General features: G+C 71.1%; 16 protein-coding genes. 13 read left to right on the top strand and 3 right to left on the bottom strand.

Features of this window, described 5'->3' with window-relative positions; genetic code table 11:
• Positions 1-4 precede the first annotated feature (4 nt).
• From IEZ13_RS16615 to IEZ13_RS16575, 9 genes are all read left to right on the top strand, one after another.
• Complete coding sequence (locus IEZ13_RS16615; RefSeq protein ID WP_203833708.1) at positions 5-1,480, top strand: sensor histidine kinase; 1,476 nt, start codon at positions 5-7, stop codon at positions 1,478-1,480.
• Positions 1,477-2,169 carry a response regulator transcription factor gene (locus IEZ13_RS16610; RefSeq protein WP_183218591.1) on the top strand — a complete coding sequence of 231 codons (693 nt, stop codon included), beginning with the start codon at positions 1,477-1,479 and terminating at the stop codon, positions 2,167-2,169. Before IEZ13_RS16615 ends, IEZ13_RS16610 begins: the two co-directional genes overlap by 4 nt.
• Before the next feature lie 294 nt (positions 2,170-2,463).
• On the top strand, positions 2,464-2,658 hold the full coding sequence (locus IEZ13_RS46545; RefSeq protein ID WP_229794740.1) for a hypothetical protein: 195 nt from the start codon (positions 2,464-2,466) through the stop codon (positions 2,656-2,658).
• Between the two features lie 348 nt (positions 2,659-3,006).
• Entirely contained in the window at positions 3,007-5,394 is a 2,388-nt protein-coding gene (locus IEZ13_RS16600; RefSeq protein ID WP_203833709.1) for a PEP/pyruvate-binding domain-containing protein, read from the top strand.
• Entirely contained in the window at positions 5,391-5,999 is a 609-nt protein-coding gene (locus IEZ13_RS16595) for a gamma-glutamyl-gamma-aminobutyrate hydrolase family protein (RefSeq protein WP_183218590.1), read from the top strand. Before IEZ13_RS16600 ends, IEZ13_RS16595 begins: the two co-directional genes overlap by 4 nt.
• Complete coding sequence (locus IEZ13_RS16590; RefSeq protein WP_183218589.1) at positions 5,996-6,760, top strand: phosphocholine cytidylyltransferase family protein; 765 nt, start codon at positions 5,996-5,998, stop codon at positions 6,758-6,760. The genes IEZ13_RS16595 and IEZ13_RS16590 overlap by 4 nt, the downstream gene beginning before the upstream one ends.
• Positions 6,757-7,275: an adenylyl-sulfate kinase gene (locus IEZ13_RS16585; RefSeq protein ID WP_183218588.1), complete on the top strand. Its 519-nt coding sequence runs from the start codon at positions 6,757-6,759 to the stop codon at positions 7,273-7,275. Before IEZ13_RS16590 ends, IEZ13_RS16585 begins: the two co-directional genes overlap by 4 nt.
• Positions 7,272-8,501 carry an SGNH/GDSL hydrolase family protein gene (locus IEZ13_RS16580; protein ID WP_183218587.1) on the top strand — a complete coding sequence of 410 codons (1,230 nt, stop codon included), beginning with the start codon at positions 7,272-7,274 and terminating at the stop codon, positions 8,499-8,501. Before IEZ13_RS16585 ends, IEZ13_RS16580 begins: the two co-directional genes overlap by 4 nt.
• Positions 8,502-8,507: 6 nt before the next feature.
• Positions 8,508-9,470 carry a helix-turn-helix transcriptional regulator gene (locus IEZ13_RS16575; protein WP_183218586.1) on the top strand — a complete coding sequence of 321 codons (963 nt, stop codon included), beginning with the start codon at positions 8,508-8,510 and terminating at the stop codon, positions 9,468-9,470.
• A gap of 7 nt (positions 9,471-9,477) precedes the next feature.
• Here the strand turns inward: IEZ13_RS16575 and IEZ13_RS16570 are convergent, their stop codons facing one another.
• Both IEZ13_RS16570 and IEZ13_RS46540 read right to left on the bottom strand, forming a co-directional pair.
• Positions 9,478-10,848 carry an MFS transporter gene (locus IEZ13_RS16570; protein WP_183218585.1) on the bottom strand — a complete coding sequence of 457 codons (1,371 nt, stop codon included), beginning with the start codon at positions 10,846-10,848 and terminating at the stop codon, positions 9,478-9,480.
• Positions 10,845-12,497 (bottom strand): alpha/beta fold hydrolase, encoded by a 1,653-nt coding sequence (locus IEZ13_RS46540; RefSeq protein ID WP_203833710.1) that lies wholly within the window; start codon positions 12,495-12,497, stop codon positions 10,845-10,847. The genes IEZ13_RS16570 and IEZ13_RS46540 overlap by 4 nt, the downstream gene beginning before the upstream one ends.
• Positions 12,498-12,691: 194 nt before the next feature.
• On the opposite strand from IEZ13_RS46540, the gene IEZ13_RS16555 reads away from it, so the two are divergent.
• From IEZ13_RS16555 to IEZ13_RS16540, 4 genes are all read left to right on the top strand, one after another.
• Positions 12,692-13,570 carry a sulfotransferase domain-containing protein gene (locus IEZ13_RS16555; RefSeq protein WP_183218584.1) on the top strand — a complete coding sequence of 293 codons (879 nt, stop codon included), beginning with the start codon at positions 12,692-12,694 and terminating at the stop codon, positions 13,568-13,570.
• A gap of 42 nt (positions 13,571-13,612) precedes the next feature.
• Positions 13,613-14,227 carry a phosphatase PAP2 family protein gene (locus tag IEZ13_RS16550; RefSeq protein ID WP_183218583.1) on the top strand — a complete coding sequence of 205 codons (615 nt, stop codon included), beginning with the start codon at positions 13,613-13,615 and terminating at the stop codon, positions 14,225-14,227.
• 66 nt (positions 14,228-14,293) lie between these two features.
• Positions 14,294-14,704 carry a VOC family protein gene (locus IEZ13_RS16545; RefSeq protein ID WP_183218582.1) on the top strand — a complete coding sequence of 137 codons (411 nt, stop codon included), beginning with the start codon at positions 14,294-14,296 and terminating at the stop codon, positions 14,702-14,704.
• Positions 14,705-14,706: 2 nt separating this feature from the next.
• Positions 14,707-15,492 carry an SDR family NAD(P)-dependent oxidoreductase gene (locus IEZ13_RS16540; RefSeq protein WP_183218581.1) on the top strand — a complete coding sequence of 262 codons (786 nt, stop codon included), beginning with the start codon at positions 14,707-14,709 and terminating at the stop codon, positions 15,490-15,492.
• Here IEZ13_RS16540 and IEZ13_RS16535 read toward each other — a convergent pair.
• The gene (locus IEZ13_RS16535) at positions 15,462-16,622 is read right to left on the bottom strand and encodes an alkaline phosphatase PhoX (protein WP_183218580.1); all 1,161 of its coding nucleotides are present in this window, start codon (positions 16,620-16,622) and stop codon (positions 15,462-15,464) included. The two genes, IEZ13_RS16540 and IEZ13_RS16535, sit on opposite strands and share 31 nt — an antisense overlap.
• Positions 16,623-16,880 lie beyond the last annotated feature (258 nt).

Genomic DNA, 16,880 nt, shown 5'->3' with positions numbered 1-16,880 from the left:
CGCCATGCTTCGCCACCCTGCGCCCCATGCCGTGAGCCTGAGCGCCCGCAGCCGGATCATCGGCTGGATGATGCTGCTGGTGGCGTTGGCGCTGAGCGCGGAACTACTCATCGCCGCCCGCGTGCTGACCGAACGGGCCGAGGCCGAACTCGACCAGGAACTGGTCCACGAGGGCCACAAGCTGCGTGACTATGCGGGACGGACCGTGGACCCCGCGACAGGCGAGCCCTACCGTGAGGTTCGCGGCCTGCTCGCCGGCTACCTCGCCGAGGCTGTTCCCGACGCCGACGAGACGCTGTTCAGCCTGATCGACGGTCGTCCCGCGCATCGCGCCCGCACCGAGCCGCTGGCCCGGCTGGACACCGATCCGCAGTTCGTGGGCCGGATCGCCGGGCTGGGGCAGCCGCAGACGGGCACGGTGACCAGCACTGCCGGCCCGGTCCGGTACGCCGTCTTCCCGGTCCGCTTCGAGGGCGCCCCGGATCTCGGCGCCCTGGTGGTGGTCGAGTTCGCCGCACCGGTCAAGGAGCGTGTCGCCTCGACGGTCCGGGTGCTGGGCGCGGTCAGCTTCGTGGCGCTGAGCCTGGCGGGCCTGGCGAGCTGGCAGGTCGCCGGCCGGGTCCTGGCCCCGATCCGAACCCTCCGGCGGACCGCGGAGACGATCCGCGGGTCCGACCTCGACCAACGGATCACCGTGACCGGAACTGACGACGTCGCCGCCCTGGCCCGCACCTTCAACGAGATGCTCGACCGCTTGCAGAGCGCCTTCGCCGGCCAGCGGCAGTTCCTCGACGACGCCAGCCACGAGCTGCGAACCCCGATCACCGTGATCCGCGGCCACCTCGAACTGATCAGCGAAGACCCGGCGAAACGGAAACGGACCCTCGCCCTCGTGCTGGACGAACTGCAACGGATGAACCGCCTGGTCGACGACCTGATGCTGCTGGCCAAGGCCGAACGCCCCGACTTCCTGGACCTGTCCGAAGTCGATGTCACCGATCTGGTGATGCAGGTCCTGGCCAAGGCCGGCGCTCTGGGCGACCGGCACTGGACGGTGTCCGACCTCACCGAGCAGACGGTGCTCGCCGACAACCAACGGCTGACCCAGGCGCTGATGCAGCTGGCCGCCAACGCCGTACGCCACACCCGGCCCACCGACCGAATCTCCATCGGCGCCACGACGGTCACCGACCGGCTGAGGCTCAGCGTCACCGACACCGGCACCGGCATCGCACCTGAGGACCAGACCCGCATCTTCGACCGCTTCACCCGCCTCGATCACCCCGGCCGCCGCAGCCGCGGAGGCGCCGGCCTCGGCCTGGCCATCGTCGCCTCCATCGCCCACGCCCACGGCGGTCGGGTGCTGCTGGACAGCACTCCGGGCAAGGGCTCGACATTCACCCTCGACCTGCCCCTGACCCCGGCCCACCGTCCACACCGTCCCGGCGCTGCCGCCGACTCGCCCAGGATCCACCGGTGAACCGCGTCCTGGTCGCCGAGGACGAACCCCGGATCGCCTCGTTCCTGGAGAGCGGCCTGAACAGCAACGGGTTCGTCGTCACCGTGGTCACCGACGGTGAGTCGGCCTACCAGTACGCCCGAACCGGCGCGTTCGACCTGATGGTGCTCGACCTCGGCCTACCCGTCACCGACGGCCTGACCGTGCTGCGCCTGCTACGTGCCGAGAAGATCGACCTACCCGTGGTCGTGCTGACCGCCCGTGACAGCGTCGCCGACACCGTCACCGGTCTGGAGAGCGGAGCCGACGACTACATCCGCAAGCCCTTCGGCTTCGACGAACTGCTCGCCCGCGTCCGGCTCAGGCTCAGAGGGCCGGGACACGCACCGGAGCCGACGATGCTGCGTGCCGGCGACCTGACCCTCGACCTGCGCACCCGCAAGGTCCTGATCGACGGCGGCGCGGCGGAGGTAGCGCTGACCGCCCGCGAGTTCGCCCTCGCTGAGGTGTTGTTCCGCCACGTCGACCAGGTCCTGACCCGCGAACAACTGCTGAGCCAGGTATGGGGCCTGGACTTCGACCCCGGCTCCAACGTCGTCGAGGTCTACGTCCGCTACCTACGCCGAAAAATAGGCGACTCGCGGATCGAAACACTGCGCGGAATGGGATACCGCCTGCACGCGCACCCTCCACCCCACACCACGGACTGAGCCAGCCACCGTGCCCGCCGGATGCGGCTACTGCCGCGGTCGAGGACGCGCTCGGATCCGACCGTCGCGTGCCGGAGGAGCTGGCCGCGAACTGGCGAGACCGTTACCCGCTCGTTATCCAAGATCGCGAACTGCCGGGTGATCGCGTGCATCGCACCGTATGACAGCATGTCCCCCTGCTCCAGGAGAACGAGAAACCGTGCGCGCCTTCACCATCCCCGCCTCCTTGTCCTCGTTGCCCTCGCCGGCGCCTGCTCGACGCCCATCGAGCACGTCGGCGGCGCCGCCCAGCCGGTGAACGACGCGCCGGCGGTCGCGTCGTCCGCCCCGTCAGCGGCGCCGACCACCGCGCCGGCCAGCCCGTCGGCGACCGGCTTGCGAGGACGGCCGCCCCGGGAGGGCGCGGCCATCGCGATTCGCCTGGCCACGCTGCCCGACGGCGGCCCGACCGGTTCGTTCTTCAACGACGCCGGCGTCATCCCCTGGTGACCGGCAGGGAAAGGGTGCGGCAAGGTAGCACACGATTTATGACAATGTCGGTTGCCTATCTATTAACAAATGTTTCTACGCCGTGATTGTCAAGCTCAGGGCGCGCAAGCTGTCCACTGTGGGTTGACTTCAGATGACGAAACCATGGGGTCGTTAACCTCGCATTCGCTCGGGTAGCAGGATGTTCAGCGGGAGTTACCGGAAAGACTCCAGAAAACGACCGGCGTAGCGGATGTTCACCACCGCTTCGCCTCGACGGCGCTCGCTTGCCGGTTTCCACCGGGCGCATCCATGACCTCACGACGGGATTCCTGCTGCCCTGAGCACGCCCGGAAACGAAGGAGCATCATGGCGTTACACCACCCTGCCCCGACCATGCAGCGCGGCTCGCCCGCCGCCCTGCTGGGCTCCAAGGCCGAAACGCTGGAGCAGCTCGCGCCACTGGTCCGTACCGCCCGTGTGCTCCCTCTGCTGTACTTCCCGGTCGACGCCTGGCAGTCCGGCCCGGACCGGTTGCTCGACGACGTGCTGAGCCGGCCCTGGGGTGGTCAGCCGCTGATCGTGCGCAGCAGCACCCGCCGGGAGGACGACGCGGGAACCCTGATGCCGGGCAGCTACCTGTCGGTGGCCGGCGTCGCCGGCCGGCAAGGGCTGCGCGACGCGGTCGACGCGGTCATCGACTCCTACCGGCAGCGGCCGGAGACGGCGGTCCTGGACGGGCTCGGCGAGGAGCTGGTGCTGGTGCAGCCGCTGGTCGTCAACGCCACCATGACCGGGGTCGTCTTCACGTGCGATCCCAACACCGGCGCCCCGTACCTGGTGATCAACTATGAGGAGAACGGTGACTCCGCGGCCGTCACCAGCGGGGCCCGGGCCCGGCTGCGCACCTTCTACGCCTGGAAGACCAGCGGCACCGGCCGGGGCGATCCGCACCTGCAACGGCTGGCGGATCTCTCCCGGGAGCTGGAGGAGCTGCTGGAGCGCGACAACCTCGACATCGAGTTCGCGTTCGACGACACCGGCGATCTCTATCTGCTGCAGGTGCGGCCGATGGTGGTCGAGACACTGCTCGACAACGTCGACCACGAGCAGGCGCTGACCGCCATCGCGACCAAGGTCCGCACGGCCGCCCAACCGCATCCCCACCTGCGTGGCAAGCGCACGGTCTTCGGGGTCATGCCGGACTGGAACCCCGCGGAGATCGTGGGCACGCGGCCGCACCCGCTCGCCCTCTCGCTGTACCGGCGGCTGATCACCGACGGTCTCTGGGCGGACCAGCGGGCCCGGTACGGATACCGCGACGTCCGCGGGTTCCCGCTGATGGTGGACTTCTTCGGCCTGCCGTACATCGGTGTCCGGGAGAGCTGCAACTCGCTGATTCCCGCCTCGATCGACGACGAGCTCGCCGAACGGCTGGTCGACCACTACATCGACCGGTTGGCCGCGAACCCGGAACTGCACGACAAGGTGGAGTTCGACGTCGTGTTCTCCTGCTACTCGCTCACCCTGCAGGAACGCCTGAGCAACCAGGCGGAGCACCTGTTCAGCGTGCAGGAGCGCGACGACCTCGTCAGCGCGCTGCGGACCCTGACCAACCAGCTGATGGATCCGGAGCACCCGGCGCGCCGGGAGGACCTGGCGAGCATCACGTCGCTGCGCGCGAAGCTGGGCGAGGTGCGCCAGTCCGACCTGGACCTGCCGACCCAGATCTACTGGCTGCTGGAGGACTGCCGCCGGTTCGGGACCCTGGCCTTCGCCGGCTTCGCCCGGCTGGGGTTCATCGCCACCGAGATCCTGCGGTCGCTGGTGGACACCGAGGTGCTCACCGAGAGGGACGTCGCCCGGCTGATGGCCTCGCTGGACACGGTCACCAACCGCATGCTGCGCGACCGTACGGGGCTGTCGCGTGCCGAGTTCCTGCGCCGGTACGGCTTTCTGCGCCCCGGAACGTACGACATCCGCTCCCCGCGCTACGACGAGGAGCCCGACGGCTATTTCGACTGGCCGAACTCGCGGGTCAGGCTGGAGGCGCCCGAGCCGTTCCGGCTGCCGGCGCCGACCATGCACCTGATCGACGACCTGCTGCGCCAGCACCGCCTGGAGCAGGACGCGTACGGGCTGCTGAACTTCATCATCACCAGCATCGAGCTGCGGGAGAACTCCAAGTTCGAGTTCACCCGGCACCTGAGCGAGGCCCTGTCGCTCTTCACCCAGCTGGGCCGCGGCGTCGGCATGGACGCCGAGGAGATGTCCTACCTCGACGTGGACTGCGTCGACGAGCTGCACCGCGGCGCCGAGAGCCCCGCCACGGTGCTGCGCCGGTGTGCCGCGGAAGGCCGGCGGCGCTACGAGCTCACCCGCCGGCTGGTGCTCCCGCCGATGATCACCGAACCGGCCGACGTGAAGGCGTTCCACCTGCCCAGCACGGAGCCGAACTATGTCACCCAGGAGTGCGCGGCCGGGCGGGTGGAGCTGGTCTCGGCGCATCCGGCCGACCTGACGGGAAAGATCCTGATGCTGCCCAGCGGCGACCCCGGCTACGACTGGATCTTCTCCGAGGGGGTCGCCGGATTCATCACCCGCTACGGCGGCGCGAACTCCCACATGGCGATCCGCGCACACCAGTTCGGCATCCCGGCGGTCATCGGCGCCGGTGAGGTCCTGTACAACCGCTGGGCGGCAGCCGAGTACCTCAGGGTGGACTGCCTCAATCACCGCGTGGAGATCCTCCGATGACGTGTATCGCCGTCACTCAGCGCGTGGTCGTCGACCCGGTGCACGGCACCCGCAGCGACGCGCTCGACCAGCGGTGGTGGCCGTTTCTGCGCGACTGCGGCCTGGTCGGCATGCCGGTGCCGAACGACGCCGGCGTCGCCGTGCGCCTGGTGCGCGCCGCTCCGGTCCACGGCATCCTGCTCACCGGCGGCAACGATCTCGCCGAACTCGGCGGGGACGCGCCCGAACGGGACCGCACCGAGACCGCCCTGCTCGACGTGGCGCGCGAGCGCGGCCTGCCGGTGGTGGCCGTCTGCCGGGGCATGCAGCTGCTGCTGCGCCGCTTCGGCGTCCCCCTGCAACGGGTCAGCGGGCACGTCGCGGCCCGGCAGACCGTGACGATCGGGACCCGCAGCCGGGTGGTGAACAGTTACCACAACTGGGCGGCGAGCACGGTGCACCCGCCGCTGCGGGTGTGGGCCACCGGGCCCGGCCGGGTCGTCAAGGCGGTACGGCATGAGACCGAGCCGCTGCTGGGCCTCATGTGGCACCCCGAGCGCCTCGCGCCGGACCTCGCCGCGGAGGACCGTCAGGTGATCCGGGAGCAGTTCGGGGGTGCCCGGTGAAGGGGATCATCCTCGCCGCGGGACGCGGCAGCCGCCTGGGCGGCCTGACCGCCGAACGGCCCAAGTGCATGGTGCCGCTGGCCGGCCGGCCGCTGCTCGACTGGCAGCGTGCCGCGCTCACCGCCGCCGGGATCAGCGATCTGGCCGTCGTCGTGGGCTACCGTCGCGAGCTGGTCGACGCCGCGGACCTGACGATCTTCCACGCCGCCCGCTGGGCCGAGACGAACATGGTCGGTTCCCTGCTCGCCGCCGAGAGGTGGCTGTCCGCGGGGCCGTGCGTGGTCTCCTATGCCGACATCGTCTACAGCGCCGCGACCGTACGCCGCCTGGCCGCGGCGCCGGGGGACCTGGCCATCGCCTACGACCCGGCCTGGGCCGCGCTGTGGCGGCGGCGCTTCGCCGATCCCCGCGACGACGCCGAGACGTTCCGGCTGGCCGCGGACGGCGCGCTGGCGGACATCGGCACCCGGCCGGCCACCTTGGAGGAGGTCCAGGGCCAGTACATGGGCCTGCTGCGCTTCACCCCGTCGGCCTGGTCGGCGGTGCGGGCGGTGCTGGACACGCTGCCGCCGGCCGAGGTGGACGCCCTGGACATGACCAGTCTGCTGGGGATGCTGCTGCGCGCGGGCCGGCGGATCGAGACGGTCGCCTGCGAGGGCGCCTGGGGCGAGGTCGACAGCGGCTCCGACCTCGCGGTCTGCGAGGACCTGGTGGCCCGGGGCGATCTGCGACTCGACGAGCAACGGAAGGCACTCTCATGATCGTTTGGCTGATCGGTCTCTCCGGCGCCGGGAAGACCACCGTCGGAACCCGGCTCGCCGCACGGCTGCGCCCGGATCTGCCGAATCTCGTCTACCTCGACGGTGATCTGCTGCGTGACGTCTGGGGCGGCGACCTGTCCCACGACGTCGCCGGGCGTGAGGTCAACGCCGCCCGGCTGAGCAAGCTCTGCCTGATGCTCGACCGGCAGGACATTCACGTGGTCGCCGCGGTGCTCTCCATCTTCCCGCAGTGGCAGGCGTGGAACCGGGAGAACCTGTCCAGCTACTTCGAGGTGTTCCTCGACGTGCCGATGGACGTCGTCGTCGACCGCGACACCAAGGGCCTCTACCGGGCGGCGCTGCAGGGCCGCGGCCACGACGTGGTCGGCGTCGACATCCCGTTCCCCCGGCCGGCCGGCCCCGACCTGGTGCTGGACAGTTCGGGACGCGACGGCACACCCGACGAGCTGACCGACCGGATCCTCGCCGCGCTGCACGAGCGGGCCGCCCGGTGAGGGCCCGGCACCTGGCGGCTCTCGCGGCCGGATACCTGGCCGCCGAGTACGGCGTCAGCGTCCTCGTCAAACGCCTCAAACCCGTCTTCCCCTGGCTGATCACCCCGGCGGACCTGACGCCGCCGATCCCACCCGGCCTGGTCGAGCGGCATGTCGCCAAGTCGTTCGACCCGGAGCTGGGCTGGTGCCGGCGTCCCGGCGAACACGGTGACGAGGCCACCGACCGTGGCCGGGTCGGCTACGCCGTCGACCAGCACGGCCGCCGCCGCAACCCCGGCTTCGAGCAGGACCCGGCGCTGGTCGCCTGCTTCGGGGACTCGTTCACGTTCTGCCGGCTGGTCGCCGACGACCAGACCTGGCCGCATCACCTGTCCCGGGCGCTCGGGGTCAACGCCGCCAACTACGGTGTGGGCAACTACGGCCTGGACCAGGCCCTGCTGCGCCTGGAACGCGAACTGCCGCACCTCGAGTCGCGGGTGGTCGTCATGGGAGTGGTCCCGGAGACCATCGCCCGCGTGCACTCGTACTGGAAGCACTACTTCGAGTACGGCAACGTCCTGGCCTTCAAACCACGCTTCACCCTGGGCCCCGAGGGGCTGCGACTGCATGCCGGCGCGGTGCGCGAACCCGGCCAGTACGCGACCTACCGGCAGCGCCTCGCCGAGATCACCGCTCTCGACCCGTTCCACGCCGGCAAGTTCCGCCCGGATCTGCTGCACTTCCCGTACCTGCCGAAGCTCGTGCGCCGGGCCCGCCGGCATCTGCCGGTACTGGCCCACCTCACCGCGGGCCTGGCGCGCGGCCGCCGCGAGGAGGCGGTCCGCGCGGCGTTCGGTGTGGTCCTGCGCGACAACGCCCGGTGGACGGCCCGGCTGTACGCGGACCCGCAGGCACGCCGGCTCATGCGCGCCCTGGTCGAACGGTTCGCGGCGGTGTGCCGGGACGCGGGCAGGCATCCCGTACTGCTGATCATTCCGCAGCTTGCCGACCTGGAACGCGGCGACGGCGCGACGGCGCACCACCGGTTCGCCGCGGAGGCGGCCGGCATCCTGCCGGTCGTCGACCTGACCGGCCGGTTCCGGCGGGAACCCGACCGGGCGGGACTCTTCTCCTACGGCCGGCTGGGACCGCACTGCAGTGACCGCGGCAACGCCCTGGTCGCCGAGGAGCTACGGCCCGTCGTCGGCGCCCTGCTCCACTCCGACGCCGAATCCCACGCGGGGTGATGACCGATGCTCGAGGCACTGGGGCTCACCCCGGCCGACCAGAGGGTGTACGCCATGTGGCTGCGGCATCCGCAGTGCACGGCCGCCGAGATCGCCCGGCGGCTCGGCGCGACCGAGGACGAGGTGACGGCCAGCCGCCGGGCGCTGATCGGCGCCGGCATCCTGATCGCCGACACACAGCGGCCCGGCCGGCTCACCCCGGTCGCGCCGGACGTGGTGGTGGACCGCCGGCTGGCCGACATCGAGGCCGCCGCGGCCCGCCAGCGGGCGCAGGCCATGCGGGCACGCGTCCACCTGTCCGCCCTGATGGCGCAGCAGATGCCGGGTGACGGCGGCGACCTTCCGGGCCAGCGCATCCGTGGGCGGTTGCGGCAGGCCAAACTCGACGAACTGGTCCGTGGCGCCCGCAGTGAGATCGTCGCGTTGCAGGCGGGCCGGCCCACGGTCACCGGGCTCACCGGCGCGTCGACGGGCCTGGACCGGCGCGTGCTGCGCCGGGGCGTGGCCATCCGGGTGCTCTACCCGCACGACCGGCTGGCGCGCGGCGACGACGTGGCCCACGTGCGGCGCCTGGCCGGCGACGGCGCCGAGGTCCGCACCACGGCGCGGGTGCCGGCCGCGGCACTCGTGGTCGACCGGGCCGCCGTGGCCCTGTTCGTGGACGGCGACGACGGCGAGACGGAGATGCTGGTGCTCATCGACCACGTCGTGGCGGGCACGCTGGCGGCGCTGTTCGAGTCGTGCTGGGGGCAGGCACAGCCGCTCGGCGCGCCGGTCGACGGGCTGAGCGGCAACGACCGTACGCTGCTGCAGTTGCTCGCCCTCGGCGCCACCGACGAGACCGCCGCGCGCAGCATGGGGGTGTCGGTGCGCACCGTCCGGCGGCACGTGTCCCTGCTGCTGGACCGCCTGCAGGCGGTCAGCCGCTTCCAGGCCGGGGTGCAGGCCGCCCAGCGCGGATGGCTGTAGGGCGCGCTCAGCGCCGGGGGATCAGCAGCAGGGTCAGCAGCGCGCCGGCCGCCACCACGAGCGCTCCGGACAGCTCCACCGAGCGGAAGGCGATGCCCGCCCCGAGCATCGTCATGAAGGCGGCCACCGCCAGCGCCCCGCCGAGGTGGCTCATGCACTCGAAGAGCGCCGAAGCGGTCCCGCGGTCGTCCTCCGGCGCGTCGCTGATGCACTCACGGGTGAGCCCCACGTAGATCGGGCCGGAGCACAATCCCCACAGCAGCAGCCAGGGCACCATCCGCGGCACGCTGCCGGAGGTGGCGATCAGCGTCAGCGACACCGCGCACAGCGCCATCGCCGTCACCACGATCGTGCGCGAGCTGAAGCGGCGCATCAGCAGCGGGCCCAGGGTGGAGCTGACCACACCGCCCACCAGGACCGGCGACAGGGCCAGGCCGGCCGCGTCGGCGGAGAGCCCGTACCTCTCCTGTAACGCCTGGCTACCGATCACGATCAGGGCGGTGTACCCGGCGCAGTAGGTGCCGAACGCGAGGTAGCTGCCGGCCCGGCGCCGCGACGCGAGCAGGCCGGGTTTCACCATCGGGTACGCGGACCGGCGCTCCACCACGACCAGCAGCACCAGCAGGGCCAGCCCGGCGCCACCGAGCAGAGGCGCGCGTACGCCGCCGTGCCCCCCGATCTCCTGCAACCCGAGCAGCAGCACGATCAGCCCGGCGCTGACCAGCACCGCGCTGGCGACATTGAGCCGCTGGCCGGACACCGCGCCCGGCCGGTCCGCCGGCAGCAGCACCCGCGCCACCGCCAGCGCCGCCGCGCCGACCGGCACCGTCACCAGGAACACCCAGCGCCAGCCGAACTGCGTGGTGACCACTCCACCGAGCATGGCGCCGGCCAGCCCGGCCGACCAGGCCGCGAACGCGATCACCGAGAAGACACGGCTGCGCCACGGCTCGGTGTCGAACTCGCCGGCCGCGGTTGAGAGCGCCGCGGGCAGGGCGAACGCCGCGGCGACACCCTGCAGCCCCCGGCCGGCGAGCAGCACCGCAAGGTTCGGCGCGAGCCCGGCCAGCAGGCCGGCGCCCGTGCACATGGCCAGCCCCGCCATCATGACCCGGCGGCGTCCCCACACATCGCACACCCGGCCGCCGAGGATCAGGAAGGCGCCGATGGACAGCGAGTAGAGGCTGACCACCCACTGCAGCACGCCGGGCCGCAACGCGAACTCGTCACCGATGGCGGGCAGCGCCGTGGCGACCGCCAGGCTGTCGAAGAGCACCAGGAACGAGGCGCTGGCGAGCAGCAGGGCGATGGCCCAGGAGCGGCCGGCCGACCGCTCCTGGGCCACACGTGCCGTCGGCGACGGCGCCGCGTCGGTCACCGCCGCGGCCGCAGGCGGGCGATCCAGCCCACCGTCTCGTACGGGATCTCCAGCTCGTCGGAGCCGAGCGAACGTACGTAGGCGTCGATGTCCTCGAGGATCGCCGGGAACTTGTCGCCGGCCTGGTTCTCCAGGATGCCGTGCGATCGCCACGCGGCCAGCCAGTCCTCGACCGGCACCCGGTGCAGGACCGGCTCGCGCAGGGTGGTGGGCTCCTCGAACAGGCCACTTTCGATGATCACCGGCGCCTGGTCCTCGCGCCGGACACCGTAGCCGTAGTCCGGGATGTGCCGGCGGATGATGCTCTCGACCTCGTTCTGGATCGGGTCGTTCAAATCCCGGTGGTTCCAGATGCAGGTGAACCAACCGCGCTCCCGCAGGATCCGTGCCGTCTCCTTGAGGGCGAGCAGCCGGTCGGTGGTGGCGAACGACGAACCGAACGTCACCAGGTCGTACGCATCCGTCTCCAGGCCGGTGTCCTCGCCGACGCCGACGTGCCAGGTCACCGTGCCGCCCTCGGTGCGCTGGATGCCGATGGTGCGCATCGCCTCGTTGGGTTCGACGGCGTCCACGACACAGCCGCGGGCCAGCAGGTCGACCGTGAGATGGGCGTTGCCGGCGCCGACGTCGGCGACCCGGGGACCCGGCTTGCCGGTGGCCTCGACGATCCGGTCGATCGCGCCCGGCGCGTACGAGGGTCGCTGGGTGTAGGTGGCGGCGAGGTCGGTGTAGTCCCACTTCACGTACTTCTCAACGGCGGGCATGCGTAGACCTTTCTTCTCTTCGGGGGAGTGCTGGGGTGGGTGGTCGAGGAACCCGCGGACCACGTCGATGAAGGCACCGTGCTCGTCGTCCTGCACGTTGTGGCCACTGTTCTCGAACATCCGCAGCTGGGCGCCCGGGATGCGGTCGGCGATCTCCACCGAGAACTCCGGAGCGCAGATCCAGTCGTGACGCGCCCCGATCACCTGGGTGGGCACGGTGATCCCGGAAAGCCGGTCGGTCACGTCGTACTTGTGGAGATCGACGCCGTACGCGGCATTGATCGCCTCGTGGTTGAACCGGGGTTGGAAGGACTGTTCCTCGGCCGTGTCGAAGTGCTGGGCGTACATCGATCCCATCGTCTCGAAGTAGTCCCGCATCTGGCCGGAGTTCTCGAAACCGCCGCGGAACAGCCGGGCCGCGGCGGCCTGCTGCCGCGGGGTGCCGCGCTCCGCGGCGATCTCCTGCGCCCGCGTCATGAAGCGGTGGTCGGGGGCGGTGACCACGAGGATCAGGTGGCTCAGATGCCGCTGGTAGCGGGTGGCATAGGTCATCGAGACCATGCCGCCGTAGGAGATGCCGAGCAACCCGATCCGGTCGAGCCCGAGATGCGACCGCAGCGCCTCGACGTCGTCCACATAGGTGTCCATCGTGTGGGTCCCCGGCGGTGCGGGCGCGGACCATCCGCAGCCGCGGTAGTCGAAATACACCAGCTGGGCCTTGTCGGCCAGCGGCGCCAGGGTCGCCTTGAGCCGGCTGTGGTCGCCGCCCGGTCCACCGGGGACCACGAAGAGCACCGGCTTGTGGCGCATCGTGGCGCGGTCCCGCACGAGGCCCGCCCCGTCGACGTCGAAGAACAGCCTGGCACCGCGGACGTCTGCGTACACCTGTCAAACACCTCATTCCCTCGGTTCCACCCTGGGGCGACAACGATGAGTAATGTCCCGGCCTCCCGCCGGCAAACGGCCCGGAGCTGGCCGAAAGCTGCCGCGATCCCCTTTGGCCGGAACCTGCAAGGCGGTGTCCCGTCCGGCGGTTCAGGGAATCGGCTTCTCCACCGACAGACGAGGAGATCCCGTTCATGACGACCCTGCCCGACGAGCGAACCGCCGATGCCCGAGTCAGCGACCTCTACCGCCGCAACGTCACCCGGCTCGGCGCCGGCGACATCGTCATCGCCAGCCACGGCGGCTCCGGCCAGTCCCTGATCGGCAACATCCTGGCCGAACTGGGACTCAACTACGTCGACGCCTACACCGAGGTGCTCCACGCCGACGGCCGCGCCGTGGTCGCCGACCAGCACCTCTCGTACCGCCGGCACCTCGCCTCGCAGCACGACAAGGACCACGCCGCCGATGAGCGCACCACCCGGTTGTGGCCCCGGTTCGTCAAGACCCACCATCCGCCGTCGGTCTTCGCCGGCGCGACCATCGGCGGCGTCTGGATCCTGGTACGCGACCCGCGCGATGCCATCTACGCCAGCTACCAGTGGCGCGCCGGCTTCGCCGAGGAGGAGTGGGACAAGGTTCCCGGCACGTTCGAGCAGTGGCTGCGCGGCCCCGGCGACTTCAGCCCGAGCCCGGCCGACGACTGGCACGCCTTCTACACCGCCTGGGCGGGGCACGCGCGGGCCTACGACCGTACCGAGGTGCTGCGCTTCGAGGATCTGAAGACCCGCCCGGCCGAGATCGTCACCGGCGTGCTGCGCCGGGCCGGCGTCGACATCGACGCCGGCGCCGTCGCCGAGGCGGTGGAGGCCAGCTCCTTCGCCAGGATGCGCGCTCACGAGGATCAGGTCTCGGCCGGTGGTACGGCCCAGGCCGCGCCCCGCGTGATCCGGGAGGGCCGGACCAACGGCTGGAAGGGCTGGATGACCCCGGAACTGGCGGACTTCTTCACGGGTACGGAGCTGCGGGCCGTTGCCAAGGAGTACGGCTACCACCTGAATCCCGCCATGTGACCGCGGCGCCGCGCGGATCGGCGATTTGGAATGATCAGCGCCATGGCGATGTCGAACACCGCCCGTCTGACGGCGGCGGACCGGGCGGCCCGGCTCCTCACCGAAGTCCTCTCACCCGCGGTGCTGGTGGCAACGGTGCTGCTGGCGGTCGCCTGGCACGCCGCGGACTCCCCGATGTCCGCGCTGATCATGGGCGTGATCGCGGCCGCCGCGGCCAGCTTCCTGCCGATCGCCTACATCCTGCACGGCGTACGGCGCGGAGCCTGGACCGACCGGCACGTCGGCGTCCGTGCCCAGCGCACCCTGCCGATGCTGGTCTGCCTGGGCTCCACCGTCTCGGGCACGCTCGCCCTCGCCGCGGTGGGCGCGCCCCACGACCTGCTCGCCCTGATCGCCTGCATGGCGGCGGCGCTGGTGGTGGTCACCCCGATCACCCTGCTGGCCCGGTGGAAGATCTCCATCCACGCCCTGGTGGCGGCCGGAACCGCGGTGACGTTCACGGTCGTCTTCGGCCCCGCGCTGGCCTTCACCTGGCCGCTGGCCGCGGCGGTCGGCTGGTCCCGGGTCCGCCTCCTGGATCACACCCCGGCCCAGGTCCTGGCCGGCGCCCTGGTCGGCGCGTGCGCCACCGGCCTGCTCTACCCCGCGCTGCGCTGAAAGGCCATACCAGGCATCTCGACGAATGATTTCCGGGATCCGCGCCACCTTTGATTGGCTCGGGTCATGAAACTCGATCACGTCGGACTGAGCGTGGCCGACCTGGCCGCCGCCGAGGCCTGGTACACCGCCGCCTTCGGGCTGCGGGTCGAGCTGCGGCTGCGGGTCGACCCGGTGGACCTGGACATCGTGATGCTGATCCACGACGAGCACGGCTACCGCCTCGAACTGCTGCACCGTCCCGGCGGCGCGCACGCCGAACCGGCCGAACACCCGGCCGCCGAGGTGCTGCGGCACGGCTTCGGGCACTGTGCTTTCGGCGTACCGGATGTGGGTCTGGCCTATCGGCACCTGCTGGATCTTGGCGCGAAGCCGGTGATGGCACCCGGCCCGTCGCCCGAACCAGGCGTGACCATGGCGTATGTCGCCGATCCGGAAGGCAATCTGCTCGAGCTGGTCTCCGCCATGGGAGGTTGACCATGCGGTGCCAGGGCAAGGTCGTGGTGGTCACCGGCGCGGCCCGCGGGCAGGGTGCGGCCGAGGCGGCGGCGCTGCGGGCCGAGGGCGCCACGGTGATCGCGGCCGACGTGCTCGACGCCCCGGGCGTACGCCATCTCGATGTCACCCGCCTGGAGCAGTGGGAGGAGCTGGCCGCCGAGGTCCTCGACCGGCACGGGCGGCTCGACGCTCTGGTCAACAACGCCGGGGTGACCGGCCGTGACCGGCTCCCGGACATCGACGTGGCCGCCTGGGAACGGACCATGGCGATCAACGTGACCGGCCCGATGCTGGCCATGAAGACGCTGGTCCCGCTTATGCCGGCCGGCTCGTCGATCGTCAACATCTGCTCGGTGGCGGCGGTGTCCGGGCACGCCGCGGCGCCCTACACGGCCAGCAAGTGGGCGCTGCGGGGCCTGACCCGCAGCGCGTCACTGGAGCTGGGGATCCGCGGCATCCGGGTGAACGCGGTGATGCCCGGCCTGATCGACACGCCGCTGATGGAGTCGGCGCCGCGGGCGTTCTTCGACGCGGCGCTGCCGGAGATCCCGCTCGGCCGGGGCGGTGTCCCGGCCGACGTCGCCCCGTTGATCGTCTACCTGGTCTCGGACGAGTCGGCGTACGTCAACGGGGCGGAGATCGTGGTCGACGGCGGCCTCACCGCGCACGTGTCACACAAGGCGATCGCCGACGCGACCCGTCCTCAGGTCCGGAACGGTCCGGTCCCGCAGTCGCCTCAGGTCCGGAACGGGCCGGTCACGCAGTAGGTTATGCCGCCCGACGACGCCCCGGTCGTGCCGCGCTGCGACGAGAAGTAGAGCCGGTTGCCGGCCGGGGTGAACGCCGGGCCGCACAACTCCGACGAGCCCTGCCCGGTGACCCGCAGGAACACCGAGATCTTGTCGTCCGGCGTGATCAGGCAGATCTCCATGTTGCCGCCGTCCTCCGCGACGTAGAGATCCCCGTACGACGACCCGGTCACGTTGTCGACGCCGGTCAGCGGGGCCGTCCCGGGGGAGACCAGGCTGTCGTCGTAGGCCAGCTCGTACGTGCTGGTCAGCAGGTTGACCTGCCACACCCGGTTGTCGCCCTTGGTGGTGAACCAGACGGTGTCGTTCGCGTAGTGGCAGCCCTCGCCGCCGTTGAACGACTTCGACCCGGACACCTGACTGCGGGTACGGGTCGGCGAGCCGTCCGGATCAGGCACGTTCGCCCAGGTGAACGACCCGGACGTGCCGGAGCCCGCGACGAATACCTGGAGTGTGCCCGAGGACAGGTCGCCCCAGGTGGTGGGCACGAACCGGTAGAACCGGCCGTTCGTCTCGTCCTCGGTCAGGTAGATCACCTGGCGGACCGGGTCGGCGGCGGCCGCCTCGTGCTTGAACCGGCCCATCGCCGGCCGCGCCACCGCCGTACCGCCGAGCGGGTAGGTCTCCCAGACCCGGCCCAGGTCCACCTCCTCGCAGCTCAGCCAGGTGTTCCACGGGGTCTTGCCGCCCGCGCAGTTCTGGTTGGTGCCGGACAGGATGCGGGAGGCGCCGACGATCGCGCCGCCTCCGTCGAACAGGATCCGGGACGCCCCGCCGCCGGCCGACGAGCTGACCTCGGAGTTGGAGACGTAGACCCAGCCGGAGCCGTTGGGGATGACCGCGCCGCCGTCGGGCGCGTCGTGCCAGACGTACGAGGTGCCGGGCACCGTCTGCCGGGAGCGGGCGATCACCGTGCTGGTGAAGCCGGCCGGCAGCTGGATGCCGTTGGCGTCGGCGGCCTGGAGCGCGCCGTAGGGTCCGGTCGCGTTCTGGGCGGGTGCGGCGTACGCGGCCGACCACGCGGTGAAGGGCAGAGCCAAGCCTCCGGCTCCGGCCACGGTGCTGCGAAGAAGGGTTCGGCGATCCATGCGCCAGACGGTGGTGGAGATTGCTGACCATCAATCGATCTCATTCTTAACAGTGGGCGACCAATCGCTGTCCATCAGTGACGCCCGATTCGCCGGATTTGCCTGGACCCCCGGTAGAGCGTCGCCCGGCTGATCGCCAGCTCGGTGGCGAGGGCATTCATGTCCATTGTGGAATGCTGCAGGAAATGCATGGCCGCACCCCAGAGGAGGACTTCGGGAGCGATGACACGCCGTTTGATCAGCAAGATTCTCCCCCCT

This window comes from Actinoplanes campanulatus, assembly GCF_014647795.1.
Taxonomy (GTDB): domain Bacteria; phylum Actinomycetota; class Actinomycetes; order Mycobacteriales; family Micromonosporaceae; genus Actinoplanes; species Actinoplanes campanulatus.
The sequence above is the reverse complement of the archived record's forward strand: the minus strand, read 5'-3'. Positions and strand labels throughout refer to the sequence as shown.

Bases quoted from the DNA above. Each gene is read 5' to 3' on its own strand.
- IEZ13_RS16615 (WP_203833708.1), top strand. From the start codon at position 5: ATGCTTCGCCACCCTGCGCCCCATGCCGTGAGCCTGAGCGCCCGCAGC.
- IEZ13_RS16600 (WP_203833709.1), top strand. From the start codon at position 3,007: ATGGCGTTACACCACCCTGCCCCGACCATGCAGCGCGGCTCGCCCGCC.
- IEZ13_RS16595 (WP_183218590.1), top strand. From the start codon at position 5,391: ATGACGTGTATCGCCGTCACTCAGCGCGTGGTCGTCGACCCGGTGCAC.
- IEZ13_RS16585 (WP_183218588.1), top strand. From the start codon at position 6,757: ATGATCGTTTGGCTGATCGGTCTCTCCGGCGCCGGGAAGACCACCGTC.
- IEZ13_RS16575 (WP_183218586.1), top strand. From the start codon at position 8,508: ATGCTCGAGGCACTGGGGCTCACCCCGGCCGACCAGAGGGTGTACGCC.
- IEZ13_RS16555 (WP_183218584.1), top strand. From the start codon at position 12,692: ATGACGACCCTGCCCGACGAGCGAACCGCCGATGCCCGAGTCAGCGAC.
- IEZ13_RS16550 (WP_183218583.1), top strand. From the start codon at position 13,613: ATGGCGATGTCGAACACCGCCCGTCTGACGGCGGCGGACCGGGCGGCC.
- IEZ13_RS16545 (WP_183218582.1), top strand. From the start codon at position 14,294: ATGAAACTCGATCACGTCGGACTGAGCGTGGCCGACCTGGCCGCCGCC.
- IEZ13_RS16540 (WP_183218581.1), top strand. From the start codon at position 14,707: ATGCGGTGCCAGGGCAAGGTCGTGGTGGTCACCGGCGCGGCCCGCGGG.
- IEZ13_RS16535 (WP_183218580.1), bottom strand. From the start codon at position 16,622: ATGGATCGCCGAACCCTTCTTCGCAGCACCGTGGCCGGAGCCGGAGGC.